This is a genomic window from Glaciihabitans sp. GrIS 2.15 (assembly GCF_035984695.1).
GTDB lineage: Bacteria > Actinomycetota > Actinomycetes > Actinomycetales > Microbacteriaceae > Lacisediminihabitans.
The window spans coordinates 145,570-160,854 of record NZ_JAXCHU010000005.1 but is presented as its reverse complement, the minus strand read 5'-3'; the positions used below and the strand labels follow the sequence as shown (position 1 = coordinate 160,854).

Below are 15,285 nucleotides of genomic sequence, written 5' to 3'. Positions count from 1 at the left end.
TCGCGATCGTCGATTCTGCTACGAGCCCGTTGGCCAGTTCCGGGTGAGGTGCTCCGCGACCCGGAGTGCGTTGGCCACGATCGTCAATGCCGGGTTTACGCTCCCATTGGTCGGATGCAATGATGAGTCGCAGACGATCACCCGCTGTGTGCCGTGCACGCGGCCCCACGGGTCGGTGGCGGATGTCGCCGGGTCCCACCCCATCCGCGCGGTTCCGCAGGAGTGCTCACCCGCCGCGGATGCGGTTTCGGCGCCATACTGGCGGCGGATGTCGTTCGCGCCAGCCGCCTCAAGCCACTGTGCGCCGACCCTTGCCATGCCTGCTTCCACTTCGACAGATGCCCAGTGCACGTCTTTGCGTAATGCGGCAGCCGGCTTCCCCCACCGGTCACGGAGGCCCTCTGCGAGGGTGACTCGCGATGAGGCAAGGGGAATTTCCTGTCCAATGCCGAAGACGCCGAAGGCGTGTGGGCGGCCGTTGCGCATCCACTCCTTGTGACCCGATCCCCAGCGCGGCACGCCCGGCATCGCCGGGTGGGACGCGGAGCTCAGCGGCAGCAGGCCCATCAGATCGACGATGACCCCACCTCCCCACGGAATGCTCTCACCGTGCACGTGGTCAAGGGTGGCGACGGAGTGGCCGGGCCCGACGAAGTCTGTGACGGCATCATCCATAGTTCCGAGTATCGTGACGAACCGATGATCGTGCAGGTGGCGGCCAAGCTGATCATTGCCAATGCCGCTGGCCAGGAGCAACCGTGGAGTCTCGACCGCACCGGCGGACACCACGACGACCGCACCGGTCACAGTGAGCTCGATTGGACTCGTCGATGTGGATGCCATGAGTGTCACGCTGGCCGAGCGCACCCCGTCACGGACGTTGATGACCTCGGCGTCGAAGAGCACATCGCAATTGCCCGTAGCGATAGCGCGGGGGATGAAGGTGTTGTTCGAACCGTTTTTGGCGTTGACCGGGCACGCGTGTCCGACGCACTGCGGGCATCGAACACACGCTGGCCTGCCGTCGCGTGGAACGCTGTTGATGGCCAGTGGAATCGGACCCCAACCCCAGCCGAGGGAATCCGCGGCCGCCCCGAGCAGTTCGCGCGCTGGCTCGGTCGTCATCGGCGGCATGGGATAGCCAGCCGATCGGGGCGTGCGCGAGGTCAGGCTGCCTTCTGCTCCTGAGACGCCAAGCTCCCATTCCGCTCGCGTGTAATAGGGCTCCATCTCGTCGTAGTCGATCGGCCAGTCCGCGAGACCGGCGCCGTCGGGGTTACCGAAAACGCTGGCCATCGCGAAGTCATCCGGCAAGAATCGCCACGACATGCCTTGCCAGAGTCGGGTGCCGCCCCCGAAGACCATGGCGTTCAGGCCGTAGAGGGAGGCGTCACCGGTGCCGTCGATCACGCGGTATTCGTCGTCCTTCAGATGAGCGAGGCGCGGATGCCCGGCCCCCGGCCCGGCAGACGGCGAGTAGACCGCGTTGCGCTTTCCATGGAGATGGTCGCCGCGAAGCTCGGCGTTCGGCAGGGGGAGACCGCGTTCGATGAGCAATACGGTCTTGCCTGCCGACGCGAGGATTTCGGCGGCCACTCCGCCACCGGGACCGCTACCGATCACGATCGCGTCGTATCCGACCCGCACCTGATCGGGTCGTATGCCCTCGATCGGATCGGGCTCGACCGGTGTGGCGCCAAGTGGCACCGCGCGGAAACCGACCATTTCCAGCCCGATCGGTGTGTGGCGTTTGATCGAACCGTGGTGTGCAGAGGATGCGTAGAAGCCTTCCCAGCAGATTCGACGCAGTGCCTCAAAGTGCGCGGCAGCACCGGGCGGATCATCCTCGATCTCGAAGGAGGTGAGGATCGCATCCTGCCGCTCGGTAGTCAGGGCCGCGAATGAACTCCCGCCATTGGCCTGCGCAGCAGCGTCGAGAGCAGTGTCCAGCCAGCCGAGCGCGGGGCGAGCCCAGTCCAGGTCCCCGTTCGCCATGGCGACGTAGTCTGACACGCCACCGTCCCATCCGGCCGGCCAGCTGTCCGCTGGAATGATCCGGTCGATCGCAGCGCGGATATTCGCGGTGAAAAGTTCGATCGGGCTAGCGCCCCGCGAGCGATCCACCGATGCCTCCGACGCTGAAGTACTTGTTGAGCGCGGCGAACAGGAGCACTGGTGGCAGCATCATCACCACGGCGACGGCCATCACGAGTCCCCAGTTCGTCTGGTTCTGTTGGAAGAACGTCTGCAGGCCGATCTGAAGGGTGTAGTTCTCATCGGACCGCAGGAACACCACAGCCACCAGGTAGTCGTTCCACGCGAGCAGGAATGCGAAGATCGCGGTGGAGAGCACGCCTGGCAGGGAGTTGCGCAACACGATCCGCGTAAAGCTGCCAAAGACCGAACAGCCGTCCATCCACGCAGCCTCTTCGAGAGTGATCGGTATCGAGTCGAAGTAGGCGGCCATCATCCAGATAGCCACGGACATGGTCGAGCCAACATAGATGATCGTGACGCCGACCAGGTTGTCGACCAGGCCGATCTGAGCGAACAGGATGAAGAGGGGAATGACCGCGGTGACGACGGGAAGCGACTGCACGATAAACAGAATGAGTGAGTAGCCCGACACGAGTTTGCTGCGACCGCGAGAGAGTACATAGCCGGCGGGAGCCGCTACAGTCACGGAGATGAGCACCGTGACGAGGGTGACGACGAGGCTGTTGGCGAGCCACGTTCCGACCGAGGTCTCGGTGAAGATCTTGCCGAAATTCTCCAGCGTGACGCCTCGAGCGGTACTTCCGAGCGAGGGTTCGAGGGAGAGCAGCAGGACGGCCACGATCGGCACCAGCACGATGGCCGAAATGATGAGGATGGCAACGAAGCGCCACCACTTGCCCCGCTCCTGCGCCTGGCTGAGCGTGCGTCGTTTAGCGGGGCGCGTGGTGGTTGTGACCTTGCCCGCAATCACGGCATGTGAAGTTTGCACGCTCATTCGATATTCACCTTTCGGATCTGGCGGTACAGCAGCGTTGCGATAACGACGAGCACGATCGTCATCATGAAGGCGATCGCGACGCCCGGTCCGGTCTGGAAGTTCTGGAAGACCGTCGAATACGCCAGAACCACCAGTGTCTGGGTCGAGTTGACCGGCCCGCCACCGGTGAGCAGGAAGATGCTTGGGAAGTCGTTTACGCAGAAGATCGTCATCAGGATCCAGCTGATGTAGGTCGAGCGCGAAATCATCGGAAGGGTGATCCGCCTAAAGGTCTGGAGCGCGGATGCGCCGTCGACTTTGGATGCCTCGTAGACATTGACGTCGACGGATGCCAGTGCGGACGACATCATCATCATCATGAAGGGGAAGCTGATCCATACCTTGAATACGCACACCGTCACCTGCGCGAGGAACGGGTTCGCAAGGAACAGCACATTGCCGAGGCCGAGGGCCTGGGCAAGCATCGGGAGTGGGGACTGCGGAGTTGCAACAAGCCAGTTCCAGGACGTGGCCGAGACGACGACCGGAACCACCCAGGGCAGCAGCAGCAGCACCTTGAACACACCACCAGCCGGAATGCGGGTGCGCAGCAGGAGGGCCAGCGCGAGTCCGATTGCCCAGCTGCCGAATACGCCGACTAGCGTGAAGGCGACGGTGAATCCGGCCGCATGCCAGAAGGCCGGTGTTTGAACCATCGAGGTGTAGTTGTGCAGGCCGACAAAGTTACCGGCACTGAGCAGGTCACCGTTGCGCAGAGACTGCAACCCCGCGTAGATCACCGGGTACAGGTTGAGCAGCACGAGCAGAATCAACGACGGGAGCACGAAGAGGAGGAATGCCCGTGAATGGGTGAACCTCCGCGCGCGTTTGCGGTCGCTTGCCGGTCTCCCCGACCCGGCGTTCCCTACGCCGCTTCGCGCCTTTTTGAGCGCTCCGATCACGGACTCAGTCGTCATGTAGTTCTCCTTTGAAGGTGTTCCTGAAGCGGAAAAGGGTGGGCCCAGCTCGCTCCGGACCCACCCAAATCGGTGTTACTTCATGAGCCCTTCCATCGACTTCTGCAGCGCCGTCAAGGCCGTCTTCGAATCTGTGCTGCCACCGAGGATCGACTGCGCAAAGGTGATCATCGGAGCGGTTCCGTCGACCGTGTTGGCGATGTTGTAGAACAGTCCAGTTCCGCCGGGAGCGGCCCAGGTCTTGAAGACGGGCTGCCATTCTTTAACGATTTTCACGTTGTTGGGGTCTGCCTTGAACTCAGCAGTCTCGGAGATCGACTTGAGCGGCGGCAAGCCGATACCCGTCTTCTTCGTCCACAGTTCCTTCATGTTCTGATAGTAGTACGTGAGGAATGCTTCAGAATTGGCCTGGCTCGGGGTGTTCTTGTACATCATGATGTTGTTCGGGAAGTACAGGCCACCCGTCTTGCCGCTCGGGCTGGTGAGCGGGCTGCCGACGACGAGGTCGCTCGCTACGTCTCCGACTGCCCCAGCGGCAAGACCCGCGCCATCCCATCCGAAGCCGAACTTCTTCGCCTTCCACTGCGACTGTACGTTTGCACTCGTGTAGGTGGCACCCGCCGGATCGCTGTATCCGCTCTTTACGAGATCCAGGACGAAGTCCATGGCCTGGATATTCTCGGGAGTGACACAGTCCGGCTTCTTGTCTGCGTTGAAAAGTCCGCCGCCGTTGTTGATCATGAACGCAGTGAGGATGTGGCTGCCGGTGAAGTTTCCAGCACCGGAGCCGAGGCCGAAGCCGTAAACACCATTCTTCTTGAGCGCCGCACACACACTCCGGTAGGAGTCCCAGTTGGTTGGCGGCTGGACTCCCGCCTGCTCGAGCAGCGTCTTGTTGTACCAAGAGATGCGCACATCGAGGTTGTATGGCACTGCCGCGTAGCCCTTGTCGGTCTTCAACGTGTCGACGAGACCATCGAAGAAGTCATCGTAAATACCGTTCTTCTTCCAGCCGTCGATGAGGTTGTCGGCGTAAGCGATCTTGCCCTGTTCGGCGAATTGGAACGCCTGTGTTCCTCCGCCAGAGCTCACGGCCGGCCCCGTGTTGGAAGCCACAGCAGAGGAGAAGGTCTGGGTGAAGTTCGCCCATTGGATCTCCTGGTAAGTGGCCGCGCCCATTCCACTCTTCGGCGTATAGGCGACGGTGATCTTCTTATCGAGCGGGTTGAACTCTGTTCCGCCCCAGGGCATGTTCCAGAACTTGATTGCCTGTGCGGAACTGCCCGAGCCGCCTCCCGTCGAACACGCTGCGAGCGCGGCGATTGCTGCCACGCCTCCCGCGACTCCTAAGAATCCCCGCCTCGAAAATGAAGATCCCGTGGATTGTGACGCCATGACAGTTTCCTTTCCAGCCGCCGTCGCCAGTGGCGGCGGCCATGATTCGTCTTTGGATGCATGTGTCGCTCTAAAGGTGAAAAGGTTTCGTGCTGCGACGGCATCAGTATCTATTGGTTCTCGGAGGTTGTCAACCGATGAGGCCAGCGAGCAGCGCGCGCCCAACGCCTCAGGAGTGCCCCGCATGCCCAGTAGCATGAGCGCATGAGTCAGCAAAAGGTTTCGTCGGCGCGCGCCACCCTTGCGGAGATTGCCCGTGATGCTTCCGTATCGATGTCAACGGTCTCGAAGGTGCTCAACGGCCGAGCGGGCGTCTCGGACTCCGTACGCGAGCGCATCGAAGAGCTGCTTCACTCTGCCGGATACAGCCGTCGTGGAAACGCGTACTCGCAGGGACGGCTCATCGAGCTCGTGTTCGAGAACATCGACAGCGAGTGGTCGCTGGAAATCATTCGCGGAGTCGACCGCGTCGCTCGTGAATACGGCCTCAGCGTCATTCTGACCGAGAGCGGAGAGCACTATTCCCCGGCGCCCGATTGGATCGATGGCATCCTGCGACGACAGCCCGTTGGCGTCATCCTGATGTTTTCGAAGTTGTCTGTCGATCACAAAAGACAGCTGGCGACGCGCAATATCCCGTTCGTGGTGGTCGACCCCGCCGGGGATCCTGATCCGGATGTTTCCTCGGTGGGCTCCGGTAACTGGTCAGGTGGCCTAGCAGCTACCCGGCACCTAATCGAGCTTGGGCATCGCAGAATCGCCATGGTCAGCGGCCCACTGGAGATGCTGTGCTCTCGGGCTCGGCTATCGGGATACCGCTCTGCACTTGACGAGGCCCACATCCCGTTCGACCCGACGCTCATCGACGCGGGGGAGTTCCACTATGAGGATGGCGTCGCAGCCGGCGCGAAACTTCTTGCGAGAGCGGATCGGCCGACGGCGATTTTCGCGGGCAACGATCTCCAGGCATTCGGGATTTACGAAGCGGCACGGGTGCTGGGGCTCGTCGTGCCGGATGACGTCTCGGTCGTCGGGTACGACGATGTTCCCAGCGCCAGTTGGGTTGGCCCCAAGCTGACGACGGTGCGCCAGCCGCTGATTGAGATGGCCGAGCAGGCGACGCGCCTGGTGCTCGCACTTCGTGACGATCCTCAGCGGAAGCTCGTTCGCATCGATCTGGCGACGAGTCTCGTGGTGCGGGCGAGCACGGCACCGCCCAGGGCCTGACTTACCTCGATCCATCACGATATATTTCTGGATGGTTAGAGAAAGCTTGCGCTCATCATCTCGTCCGGGATAGCGTGACGGCACACGTAAAACGACTGGCTCGGTGGATGCGGCCGAGCCGGCAGTTCCTGGATCGCCGTGGACAGTCACGACGGTGACAATTCTGAAATGAAGCAACAATGAGCGGCTATCGCTGTGGAATGGGAAGAACTCGGTGACTTCGGCACTACCAACCGGGCGCAGGGCGCTCATCGTGCGGGGCGGGTGGGACGGGCACCAGCCCGTCGAGACGACCAACTCCATGATTCCGTTCCTCGAGAAAAACGGGTTCACGGTGCGCATCGAGGAGTCGCCGGCCGTCTACACGGATGCCGATTACCTCGCGACCGTCGACCTGATCCTGCAGATCAACACCATGGCATCCATCACCACGGACGAATTCGCTGGCCTCCAGACCGCGGTGCTCAACGGCACCGGGATGGGCGGCTGGCACGGGGGAATCGCGGACTCGTATCGCGACAATGCCGACTACGTCCACATGATCGGCGGTCAATTCGCCCACCATGCGGGCAAGGATCCGGCCACTCGTACCGGCGAACAGTCCGACAACTACATTCCCTACACGGTGCACATCACAGAACTGGGTCGCTCGCACCCGATCACCCGCGGGATCGAGGACTTCGATCTGGTGACCGAGCAGTACTGGGTACTGAGCGACGAATACAACGACGTGCTGGCGACGACCACGCAGGCCGTTCGCCCCTGGGATGCGTGGAATCGTCCCGTCACGGCCCCGGCAATCTGGACCAGGCAGTGGGGCAAGGGCCGAATCTTCGTCTCGGCTCCCGGGCACCGACTCGAGGTACTCGATAACCCGAATGTGCGCACGATCGTGGAGAGAGGCTTGCTATGGGCAGCGCGTTGAATATCGGAATCATCGGGGTAGGCACTATCAGCGCCCAGTACTTCGCCGAGTTTCCCCGCCTGAAAGGATTGCACGTCGTGGCTGTCGCAGACATCAACGAGGCTCGCGCGGCCGAAGTGGCAGCGGAGCACGACGTCGATGTGCTCACCGTCGATGCGCTTCTCGCCGATCCGCGCATCGACGCGGTGCTGAACCTCACCATCCCCGTGGCGCACGTCGATATCGCAATGCGCGCGCTCCGGGCAGGCAAGCATGTGTACGGGGAGAAGCCTCTCGCGCTTGACCCCGATGAGGCGGCGCCGATGCTCGAATTCGCGCGCGAGCATGGGTTGCGGGTGGGCAGCGCACCGGACACCGTGCTCGGCACCGGCGTGCAGACAGCGCGCGCTCTGTTGGATTCCGGATCCGTCGGTGATCCCGTTGCCGCAGCAGTGCACTGGAGCTCACCGGGTCACGAACTGTGGCATCCGGCGCCCCAGTTCTACTACCAGCCCGGTGGTGGGCCTCTCTTCGACATGGCACCGTATTACCTCACGACCCTTGTCACGCTGTTGGGGCCGGTGATTCGTGTGTCCGGCGTTGCGACGCGGTCGAACAGGGAGCGCTCTATCGCCACCGGAGACGAGGCGGGCAGCAGCGTTCCGGTGAACGTCGAAACGCATGTCAGCGCGATTCTCGAACACACGAACGGGGTGACATCCACCCTGACCGTCAGCTTCGAAGTGTGGGCCTCACGCGCTCCGCTCTTCGAGATCTATGGAACGAAAGGCACGATCGCGGTTCCCGATCCCAACCGGTTCTCCGACCAGGTAGAGGTCTGGACAGTGGACACGCCGGAGTGGACAAAGATGCCGATCTCCGCGGGCTACGCGGATGCCGGACGCGGTGTTGGACTGGCGGATTTGGCGCACGCGATCGAGACTGGTCGCCCGCACCGAGCGTCGGCGGAACTGGCGTTCCACGTGCTCGAAATTATGGATGCGGTGCTTCGTGCAGCCAGCGAGCACCGGGTGGTTGAACTCACCAGCACCGTCGCGCGCCCCGAGCCCGTGCCGTTCGGGGCAACGCCGAGCACGTGGTGAGTCCAGGGTGGCGCGGATGACGACGCCGCAGTCAGCGGCGCGCGGCGTACTGCTCGCGGATGACGGCACGGGTGTCGTGAGGCGGGCGCGCTGAGAATTCGAGCGGCCAGTCCGGCCGCGCGTTGCTGAGCGCCCAGGCGGCTTGCACCGCGGCACCGAACGCGACGTACTCTGCCGGGGACGGCACCTCCACCGGGATGTCGAACACCTGGCCGGCGATCGCGGCGACTGCCTCGTTCTGCGCTGCGCCACCGATGAGCAAAATGCGTTTTGCCTCGACGCCCTGAGCGCGGATAGCGTCGAGTCCGTCGGCGAGCCCGCACAGCATCCCCTCGATGGCGGCCCGTGCGAGGTTCGCCCTGTTGGCGGATGCGAGGGTGAGGCCGAAAAGGGTCGCCGTCGCGTCGGGCAGGTTCGGGGTTCGCTCCCCCTCGAAATAGGGTTGCAGCACCGCGCCGTCCGCGCCGGGTTGCGCTTCGAGGGCGAGCCTGCCGAGTTCCGCGTGATCGACACCGAGCAGCTGAGCGACGGAGTCGAGCACGCGCGCGGCGTTCAGGGTCGCGACGAGCGGGAGGAAGGCGCCGCTCGCATCCGCGAATCCAGCCACCGTGCCTGAGGCGTCGGAGGTGACGGTTTCGGTGACGGCGAAGACGGTGCCGCTCGTGCCGATCGACACGACGACGTCACCGCTGTGAGCGCCAAGCCCAAGCCCGGCAGCAGCGTTGTCGCCGGCTCCGACACCGATCACGAGCGCTCCAGCGGTTCGCGACTCGTTTGGCGCGAGGACCATCGGCAGAACGATGCCGCTCGCGTCCCGCCGAAGGGCGAGGGACAGAAGGGCACGGTCGTATTCGTTCGATCTTGAATCGAAATAGCCCGTACCGCTCGCATCGGAACGATCCGTGATGAGCTCGGTGAGTACCGGGTTATCGGGGCCGAATCCGCGCAACCGCCAGGTAAGCCAGTCGTGGGGGAGCGCCACCGCGGCGACCAGAGCCGCGTTCTGGGGTTCGGCATCGGCGAGCCAGCGCAGCTTCGTGATTGTGAACGACGCCACCGGCACGGACCCGGTGCGCTCCGCGAACGAGGCGGCACCGACCTCGGTGACGAGCGCGGTGGCGGCGGCGGCGGAACGTGTGTCGTTCCAGAGCAGTGCCGGGCGGATCACGCGGCCCGCGGCATCCAGCACCACCATTCCGTGCTGCTGCCCGCCAAGGGAGATCGCGGCCACATCATCGAGTCCACCCGCGTCGGCGATCGCGCGACGAAGTGCCTCCCACCACTGTTCCGGTTCGATCTCTGTTCCGACCGGGTGCGAGGCGCGCCCGGTGCGCACGACAGCGCCTGTGTCGACGTCACAGATCACGATCTTGCAACTCTGGGTGGATGAATCGACCCCGGCGACGAGCGTCATCGGTTCTCCCTCTTCTGGTCACAACTCCGGCAATTTTTCGGGCGGATGTCCCCGCTCCCCGTCAGCGATGCGATCAGCTACCCGTGTGAGCCATTGTGCCGGAGTTCCGCGGGCTTCTCAGCGCGCGCCGAGCAGATGTTCGAGGGCGAGCTGGTTGAGGCGCACGAAGCCGAAGCCCTTTCCGCCGAAGTAGGAATCGGTGTCGAAGTCCTCGTACGCGCTGCGGTCGGCGAGCAGGTCGTCGTAGCTCTCGTCGGCATTCAGGGTTGGCTCGTTAATCTGCGCGACGCGGGACGCCGCGAGGGCCGCCTGCACCTCCGGGTCGGCCCGGAAGGCAGCCGCCCGCTCCTTGAGCAGCAGGTAGGTGCGCATGTTCGCAGCAGCAGAGTCCCAGACACCGGTGATGTCTTCGGTGCGCGAGGGCTTGTAGTCGAAGTGCCGCGGCCCGTCGTAAGACGGTCCGCCGTGTGCTCCACCGTTCTCGAGCAGGTCGACGAGCGCGAACGCATTAGCGAGGTCGCCGTGACCGAACACGAGGTCCTGGTCGTACTTGATGCCCTTCTGCCCGTTCAGGTCGATGTGGAAAAGCTTGCCCTGGTAGAGCGCCTGCGCGATGCCGGAGGTGAAGTTGAGTCCGGCCATCTGCTCGTGCCCGACCTCCGGATTCACGCCGAAGAGCTCCGGCTTTTCGAGGGTTTCGATGAACGCCATCGCGTGCCCGACAGTGGGCAGCAGGATGTCACCACGCGGCTCGTTCGGCTTTGGCTCGATAGCGAAGCGGATGTCATAGCCCTTGTCGGTAACGTACTGGGCGAACAGGTTCACCGCTTCTCGGTAGCGCTCGAGGGCCCCGCGGATGTCCTTGGCTGAGTCGTATTCCGCTCCCTCGCGTCCACCCCACATCACGAAGGTCTTGGCGCCGAGCTCGACGCCGAGTTCCAACTGGCGCATGGCCTTGCGCATCGCGAAACGGCGCACACCGCGGTCGTTCGAGGTGAAGCCGCCGTCCTTGAAAACGGGTGCGCTGAACAGGTTTGTGGTCACCATCGGGATGATGAGTCCCGTGTCCGCGAGCGCCTGCTTGAGCCGGTCGATCTGCTTTTGGCGGTCCGCGTCGCTCGATCCGAAGGCGAACAGGTCGTCGTCATGGAAGGTGAGACCGTAGGCGCCGAGTTCGGCGAGGCGGGTGACCGCCTCGACAACGTCTAGGGGCGGCCGGGTTGGGCCGCCGAAGGGATCCGTTCCGTTATAGCCGACGGTCCAGAGGCCGAAGGAGAATTTGTCGTCGCGGGTGGGCTCTGCAGCCATGGTGGACCTGTCTTTCGGTTGGGTGTGCGGAACGAGACGGAAGCGGCAGTTACCGCGAATTCTTTCGGGCGGCGAACCGCTGCTGCAGCAGCACCGCCACGACGATGATCACGCCTTTGGCCAGAGCCTGGACGGAGGTTGACAGATTGTTCTGAGTGAAGACGTTCGTGAGCGTCGCGAAGATCAACACCCCGAAAACGGTGCCGGTGATCGTTCCCCGGCCACCGACGAGGAGAGTTCCACCCACGACCACCGCGGCGATCGCGTCGAGTTCGTACAGGGTGCCGTGGGTGGATGTACCGGCGGTCGTGCGACCGAGCATCATTATCGCCGCGATACCCGCAGTGAGTCCGGCGAGTGCGTAGAGCGCGACGATGTGCTTCTTTACGCCGATCCCCGCGAGGCGCGAGGCTTCACGGTTGCCGCCAATGGCGATAGTCCGTCGCCCGAACGTCGTGCGGTTGAGGAGAATCCACCCCGCGACCGCCACGAGCAGGAAGATCCAGATGAGCACGGGTACACCGAGGAGGTTCGCACGGAATACGTCAAGGAAGCCCTGTACCCGCACGATCTGCGTCGTGCGATTGGACAGGATCTCGGCGAGCCCCCGCGCGCCGACGAGCATCGCCAGGGTGGCCATGAAGGCAACGACATTCCCGTAGGCAATGACGACCCCGTTGATTACCCCCGCCACAGTCCCGACGACGAGGGCAATGAGCACCATCACGAGCCAATTCGTCTGCTCCGCGAACAGTTGAACGGAGGGAAGAGTCGCAACGACCGTCGCAAGTCCCAGCACTGATCCGACCGAAAGGTCGATTCCCCCCGCAATGATCACGAATGTCACACCGATGGACAGCACTCCGGTGATCGAGGCGAAGCGAACGATGGTGAGCACATTATCGATACTGGTGAATCGATCACCCGCCGTGATCGTGCCGACCGCGAACAGCGCAGCGAGCGCGATGACCAGTCCGAGGTTGCGACCGACCGAACCACCGAGCACCCTGCCGGCGAAGGACTGTCGGTTCGAGCCATGGCCGGGGCCGATCAGCGGTGGATGAGACAGCTCCTGTGCGCTCACGCGGCATTTCCCTTCATTACGAGGTCAAGCACTTCTTGTTCGTCGATGGATCCGGAATCACGGCTGTCGATAACTCGCCCGTCCCCGATCACGAGTACCCGGTCGGCCAGGCCGAGCACTTCCTCGATCTCGCTCGAGACGATCACAATCGCGGTCCCTGCGGCGGCAAGTGAGCGGATCAGGGTGTAGATCTCCGCTCGAGCTCCCACATCCACTCCCCGAGTCGGTTCATCAAGCAACAGGACAGAGGTCCCGTGCACCAGCCACCGCGCCAGCATGACCTTTTGTTGGTTCCCTCCGGACAGGGTTCCGGCTGGCTGGTCGGGGTTAGCGGGACGAAGGTCGAGAGAGTCGAGCTGCGAGCGTGCCGCGGATCGCTCCGCGCGCTCGTTGAGAAAGGACAACCGTGCGAACCGGACGAAACTCGAAAGCGTCACGTTTCGAAACACCGCCTGATCGAGGAGAAGGCCCTGGCTTTTCCGTTCCTCCGGTGAAAGGCCGAGTCCATGAGAGACCGCATGTCCGACAGAACCCGGTCGCAGTCGGACCCCACCTGCGGTGACCGAACCCGAAGTCGAAGTGCGCGCGCCGTAGATCGTTTCCAGGATCTCCGAGCGACCGGAACCGACGAGTCCGGCGAGCCCGACGATTTCTCCGGCCCGCACGGTAAAACTGACATCCTCGAATACCCCGTCGGCGCCAAGATGTTCGACCACGAGCAGCTCGGCCGCATCCGCCGCAATCGTCGCAGCGGCAGGGAACACGTTCTCGATAGTCCTGCCCGTCATGAGGCGGATCAGGTCAGATGTTTCGGTTCCGGCCACCGGAAGCCCGACCGCCATGCTTCGGCCATCTTTGATCACCGTGATTCGATCTCCGATTTCGCGGATTTCGGCGAGCCGATGGCTGATGTAGACAACGGCGATCCCGACGGAGGTCAGCTCACGGACAACCCTGAAGAGGTTCTTCACCTCTTCCGAGTCGAGTACGGCGGACGGTTCGTCCATGATGATGAGCTTGATATTGTGCGAGAGCGCCCTCGCCATACTCACGATCTGCTTGTTTGCGGACGAGAGCGAACCCACCTCCTGGTTGGGGGAGATGGATTCATGACCGAGCTGCGCGAGTAGTTCCCGAGCTTTCCTGTTTGCCTGCCTCGTGCGCAACAGGCCGAGGGTGTGCATCTCGTGTCCGAGGAAAATGTTCTCCGCGACAGAGAGGCCGTCGACGACATCCAGCTCCTGGTACATCGTGGCGATGCCAAGGTCGATTGCGGCAACCGGGTCGCTGATCGTGACCTCGGAGCCCTCCCAGAAGATCGTGCCGGCGTCGGGGCGGTGCACTCCGGCGAGCGTCTTGATCAACGTGGACTTTCCGGCGCCATTCTGCCCGAGAACGCAATGCACCTCACCGGGCAGGATCTCGAGGTCGACGCCGTCGAGAACGCGCACGCCGGCGAAACTTTTTGTCATCCCGCGCACCGCCAGCAGCGCTTTTTGGTCCTCTTTGATCATCTCGGCAACATAACAGAACTCGAGTGCTCCCCGCCAGAATATTCTAGGAAAAGCACTCGATCATTGATTTTTGGGACACGCTATCCATCTTCTGCACAAAGACATGGTTCAAAAAAAACGAGACACGGCGGTAAACCTCTGTTATGTTGCGACAAACGTCAATGAGGACACCATGGATCACGCGGCCCCACACAGGCAAACGCCGCGCACCATTTCTTCCGCGTTGGCGAACAGTCCGAACACCACGCACACGGAGGAACACATGCTTGCGAAAACCATGGCCCGAAAAAGGATGCTCGTCCTGGCCGGCGCATCAGTCACTCTTGCCGGTCTTCTCGCCGGCTGCACAGCAGGGACAGCCGATACCAGCGGAGGAAACAACGACAGCAACACCGTCTCGGGCAACAAAGCCTCGGGCAAGTCGATCACCATCGGATTCTCCGGGCCTGCGGCCGATCACGGGTGGCTCGGAGCCATCAACTCATCCGCGATCGCCGAAGCGAAGAAGTACAAGGACGTCACACTCAAAGTCGCGGAAGGAACCAACGACGCCAACCTGCAGATCAGTCAGGTTGAGTCCTTCATCAACGACAAAGTAGACGCGATCGTTCTATTGCCGACGGACGGTGCCGCCCTCACCCAGGTGGCGATCCAGGCCATGCAGGCAGGAATCCCCGTGATCAATGTGGATCGCGAGTTCTCGAGCACCTTCGCCGCTCGGGTCACCGTGCTTGGCGACAACTACGGCATGGGGGTCAGTGCGGGCACCTACATCTGCGGTGCGCTCAAAGGCAAGAAGAACGCGATCGTCGCGGAGATCGCGGGAATCGACTCGCTGCCGCTCACTCAGGACCGTAGCAAGGGCTTCGCCGCCGCACTCAACGATTGTGGCCTCAAGGTGAACAACCGCGTGGCGGCAGACTTCACCGTCCAGGGTGGAGAGGCGGCGGCATCCCAGTTGCTCGCTGCCGCTCCGAAGATCGATGCCATCTGGAATCATGACGACGACCAGGGCGTCGGAGTGCTTGCGGCCATCGCCGCTGCCAACCGCAAGGAATTCATTATGGTCGGAGGTGCGGGTTCGGCGAACGTGATGAGGTCGATCAAGGCCGACAATTCGGTGCTCAAGGCCACGGTGATCTATCCGCATACCCAAGCGGCGGACGGCATCCGTCTGGCACGGCTCGTCGTTCAAAGCAAAGCGCTCAGTGACCTGGTCGAGAACGAGGTTCCCCGCTTGGTGCGGCTGAACGCCCCGGTCGTGACGAAGGCGAATGTAGATAAGTACATCACTTCTGCGTTCGAGTCCTAACCGACAACCCGGGCGCCGGCCCGAAATGCGCCGGCGCCCTTTATCCCAGCGAAAGAGTGACAATGCCAGAGTT

12 protein-coding genes are annotated in these 15,285 nt (G+C 62.8%); 4 read left to right on the top strand and 8 right to left on the bottom strand.

Translation table 11 applies throughout. The features are described 5' to 3' along the window. Positions 1–18: 18 nt before the first annotated feature. From RCH11_RS09150 to RCH11_RS09135, 4 genes are all read right to left on the bottom strand, one after another. On the bottom strand, positions 19–2,124 hold the full coding sequence (locus tag RCH11_RS09150; RefSeq protein WP_327056685.1) for a GMC family oxidoreductase: 2,106 nt from the start codon (positions 2,122–2,124) through the stop codon (positions 19–21). Beyond that, a complete protein-coding gene (locus RCH11_RS09145) occupies positions 2,102–2,992 on the bottom strand; it encodes a carbohydrate ABC transporter permease (protein ID WP_327056684.1) in 891 nt (296 codons plus the stop codon). Before RCH11_RS09145 ends, RCH11_RS09150 begins: the two co-directional genes overlap by 23 nt. Continuing rightward, positions 2,989–3,951 carry a carbohydrate ABC transporter permease gene (locus tag RCH11_RS09140; RefSeq protein ID WP_327056683.1) on the bottom strand — a complete coding sequence of 321 codons (963 nt, stop codon included), beginning with the start codon at positions 3,949–3,951 and terminating at the stop codon, positions 2,989–2,991. Before RCH11_RS09140 ends, RCH11_RS09145 begins: the two co-directional genes overlap by 4 nt. A 75-nt stretch (positions 3,952–4,026) precedes the next feature. Beyond that, positions 4,027–5,283, bottom strand: a complete 1,257-nt coding sequence (locus tag RCH11_RS09135; RefSeq protein WP_327056682.1) for an ABC transporter substrate-binding protein — start codon at positions 5,281–5,283, stop codon at positions 4,027–4,029. A 267-nt stretch (positions 5,284–5,550) separates the two neighbouring features. Here RCH11_RS09135 and RCH11_RS09130 point away from each other — a divergent pair, with 267 nt between their 5' ends. The 3 genes from RCH11_RS09130 to RCH11_RS09120 all read left to right on the top strand — a co-directional run bounded on the left by RCH11_RS09130 (position 5,551) and on the right by RCH11_RS09120 (position 8,580). Continuing rightward, a complete protein-coding gene (locus tag RCH11_RS09130) occupies positions 5,551–6,573 on the top strand; it encodes a LacI family DNA-binding transcriptional regulator (protein ID WP_327056681.1) in 1,023 nt (340 codons plus the stop codon). 214 nt (positions 6,574–6,787) lie between these two features. Further along, positions 6,788–7,498 carry a ThuA domain-containing protein gene (locus RCH11_RS09125; protein WP_327056680.1) on the top strand — a complete coding sequence of 237 codons (711 nt, stop codon included), beginning with the start codon at positions 6,788–6,790 and terminating at the stop codon, positions 7,496–7,498. After that, positions 7,483–8,580, top strand: coding sequence for a Gfo/Idh/MocA family protein (locus tag RCH11_RS09120; protein WP_327056679.1), 1,098 nt, complete (start codon positions 7,483–7,485; stop codon positions 8,578–8,580). The genes RCH11_RS09125 and RCH11_RS09120 overlap by 16 nt, the downstream gene beginning before the upstream one ends. A 31-nt stretch (positions 8,581–8,611) precedes the next feature. Here the strand turns inward: RCH11_RS09120 and xylB are convergent, their stop codons facing one another. From xylB to RCH11_RS09100, 4 genes are all read right to left on the bottom strand, one after another. Further along, the gene (xylB, locus tag RCH11_RS09115) at positions 8,612–9,994 is read right to left on the bottom strand and encodes a xylulokinase (RefSeq protein WP_327056678.1); all 1,383 of its coding nucleotides are present in this window, start codon (positions 9,992–9,994) and stop codon (positions 8,612–8,614) included. A 117-nt stretch (positions 9,995–10,111) separates the two neighbouring features. After that, positions 10,112–11,302 carry a xylose isomerase gene (gene xylA, locus RCH11_RS09110; RefSeq protein ID WP_327056677.1) on the bottom strand — a complete coding sequence of 397 codons (1,191 nt, stop codon included), beginning with the start codon at positions 11,300–11,302 and terminating at the stop codon, positions 10,112–10,114. Positions 11,303–11,351: 49 nt separating this feature from the next. Further along, a complete protein-coding gene (locus tag RCH11_RS09105; RefSeq protein ID WP_442789029.1) occupies positions 11,352–12,356 on the bottom strand; it encodes an ABC transporter permease in 1,005 nt (334 codons plus the stop codon). A 26-nt stretch (positions 12,357–12,382) separates the two neighbouring features. Next, positions 12,383–13,858, bottom strand: a complete 1,476-nt coding sequence (locus RCH11_RS09100; protein WP_327056801.1) for a sugar ABC transporter ATP-binding protein — start codon at positions 13,856–13,858, stop codon at positions 12,383–12,385. A gap of 304 nt (positions 13,859–14,162) precedes the next feature. Between RCH11_RS09100 and RCH11_RS09095 the strand changes: the two genes are divergently transcribed. After that, positions 14,163–15,212: a substrate-binding domain-containing protein gene (locus RCH11_RS09095; RefSeq protein WP_327056676.1), complete on the top strand. Its 1,050-nt coding sequence runs from the start codon at positions 14,163–14,165 to the stop codon at positions 15,210–15,212. Positions 15,213–15,285 lie beyond the last annotated feature (73 nt).

Bases quoted from the DNA above. Each gene is read 5' to 3' on its own strand.
- RCH11_RS09095 (WP_327056676.1), top strand. From the start codon at position 14,163: ATGCTTGCGAAAACCATGGCCCGAAAAAGGATGCTCGTCCTGGCCGGC.
- RCH11_RS09140 (WP_327056683.1), bottom strand. From the start codon at position 3,951: ATGACGACTGAGTCCGTGATCGGAGCGCTCAAAAAGGCGCGAAGCGGC.
- xylB (WP_327056678.1), bottom strand. From the start codon at position 9,994: ATGACGCTCGTCGCCGGGGTCGATTCATCCACCCAGAGTTGCAAGATC.
- RCH11_RS09145 (WP_327056684.1), bottom strand. From the start codon at position 2,992: ATGAGCGTGCAAACTTCACATGCCGTGATTGCGGGCAAGGTCACAACC.
- RCH11_RS09130 (WP_327056681.1), top strand. From the start codon at position 5,551: ATGAGTCAGCAAAAGGTTTCGTCGGCGCGCGCCACCCTTGCGGAGATT.
- xylA (WP_327056677.1), bottom strand. From the start codon at position 11,302: ATGGCTGCAGAGCCCACCCGCGACGACAAATTCTCCTTCGGCCTCTGG.
- RCH11_RS09100 (WP_327056801.1), bottom strand. From the start codon at position 13,858: ATGACAAAAAGTTTCGCCGGCGTGCGCGTTCTCGACGGCGTCGACCTC.
- RCH11_RS09120 (WP_327056679.1), top strand. From the start codon at position 7,483: ATGGGCAGCGCGTTGAATATCGGAATCATCGGGGTAGGCACTATCAGC.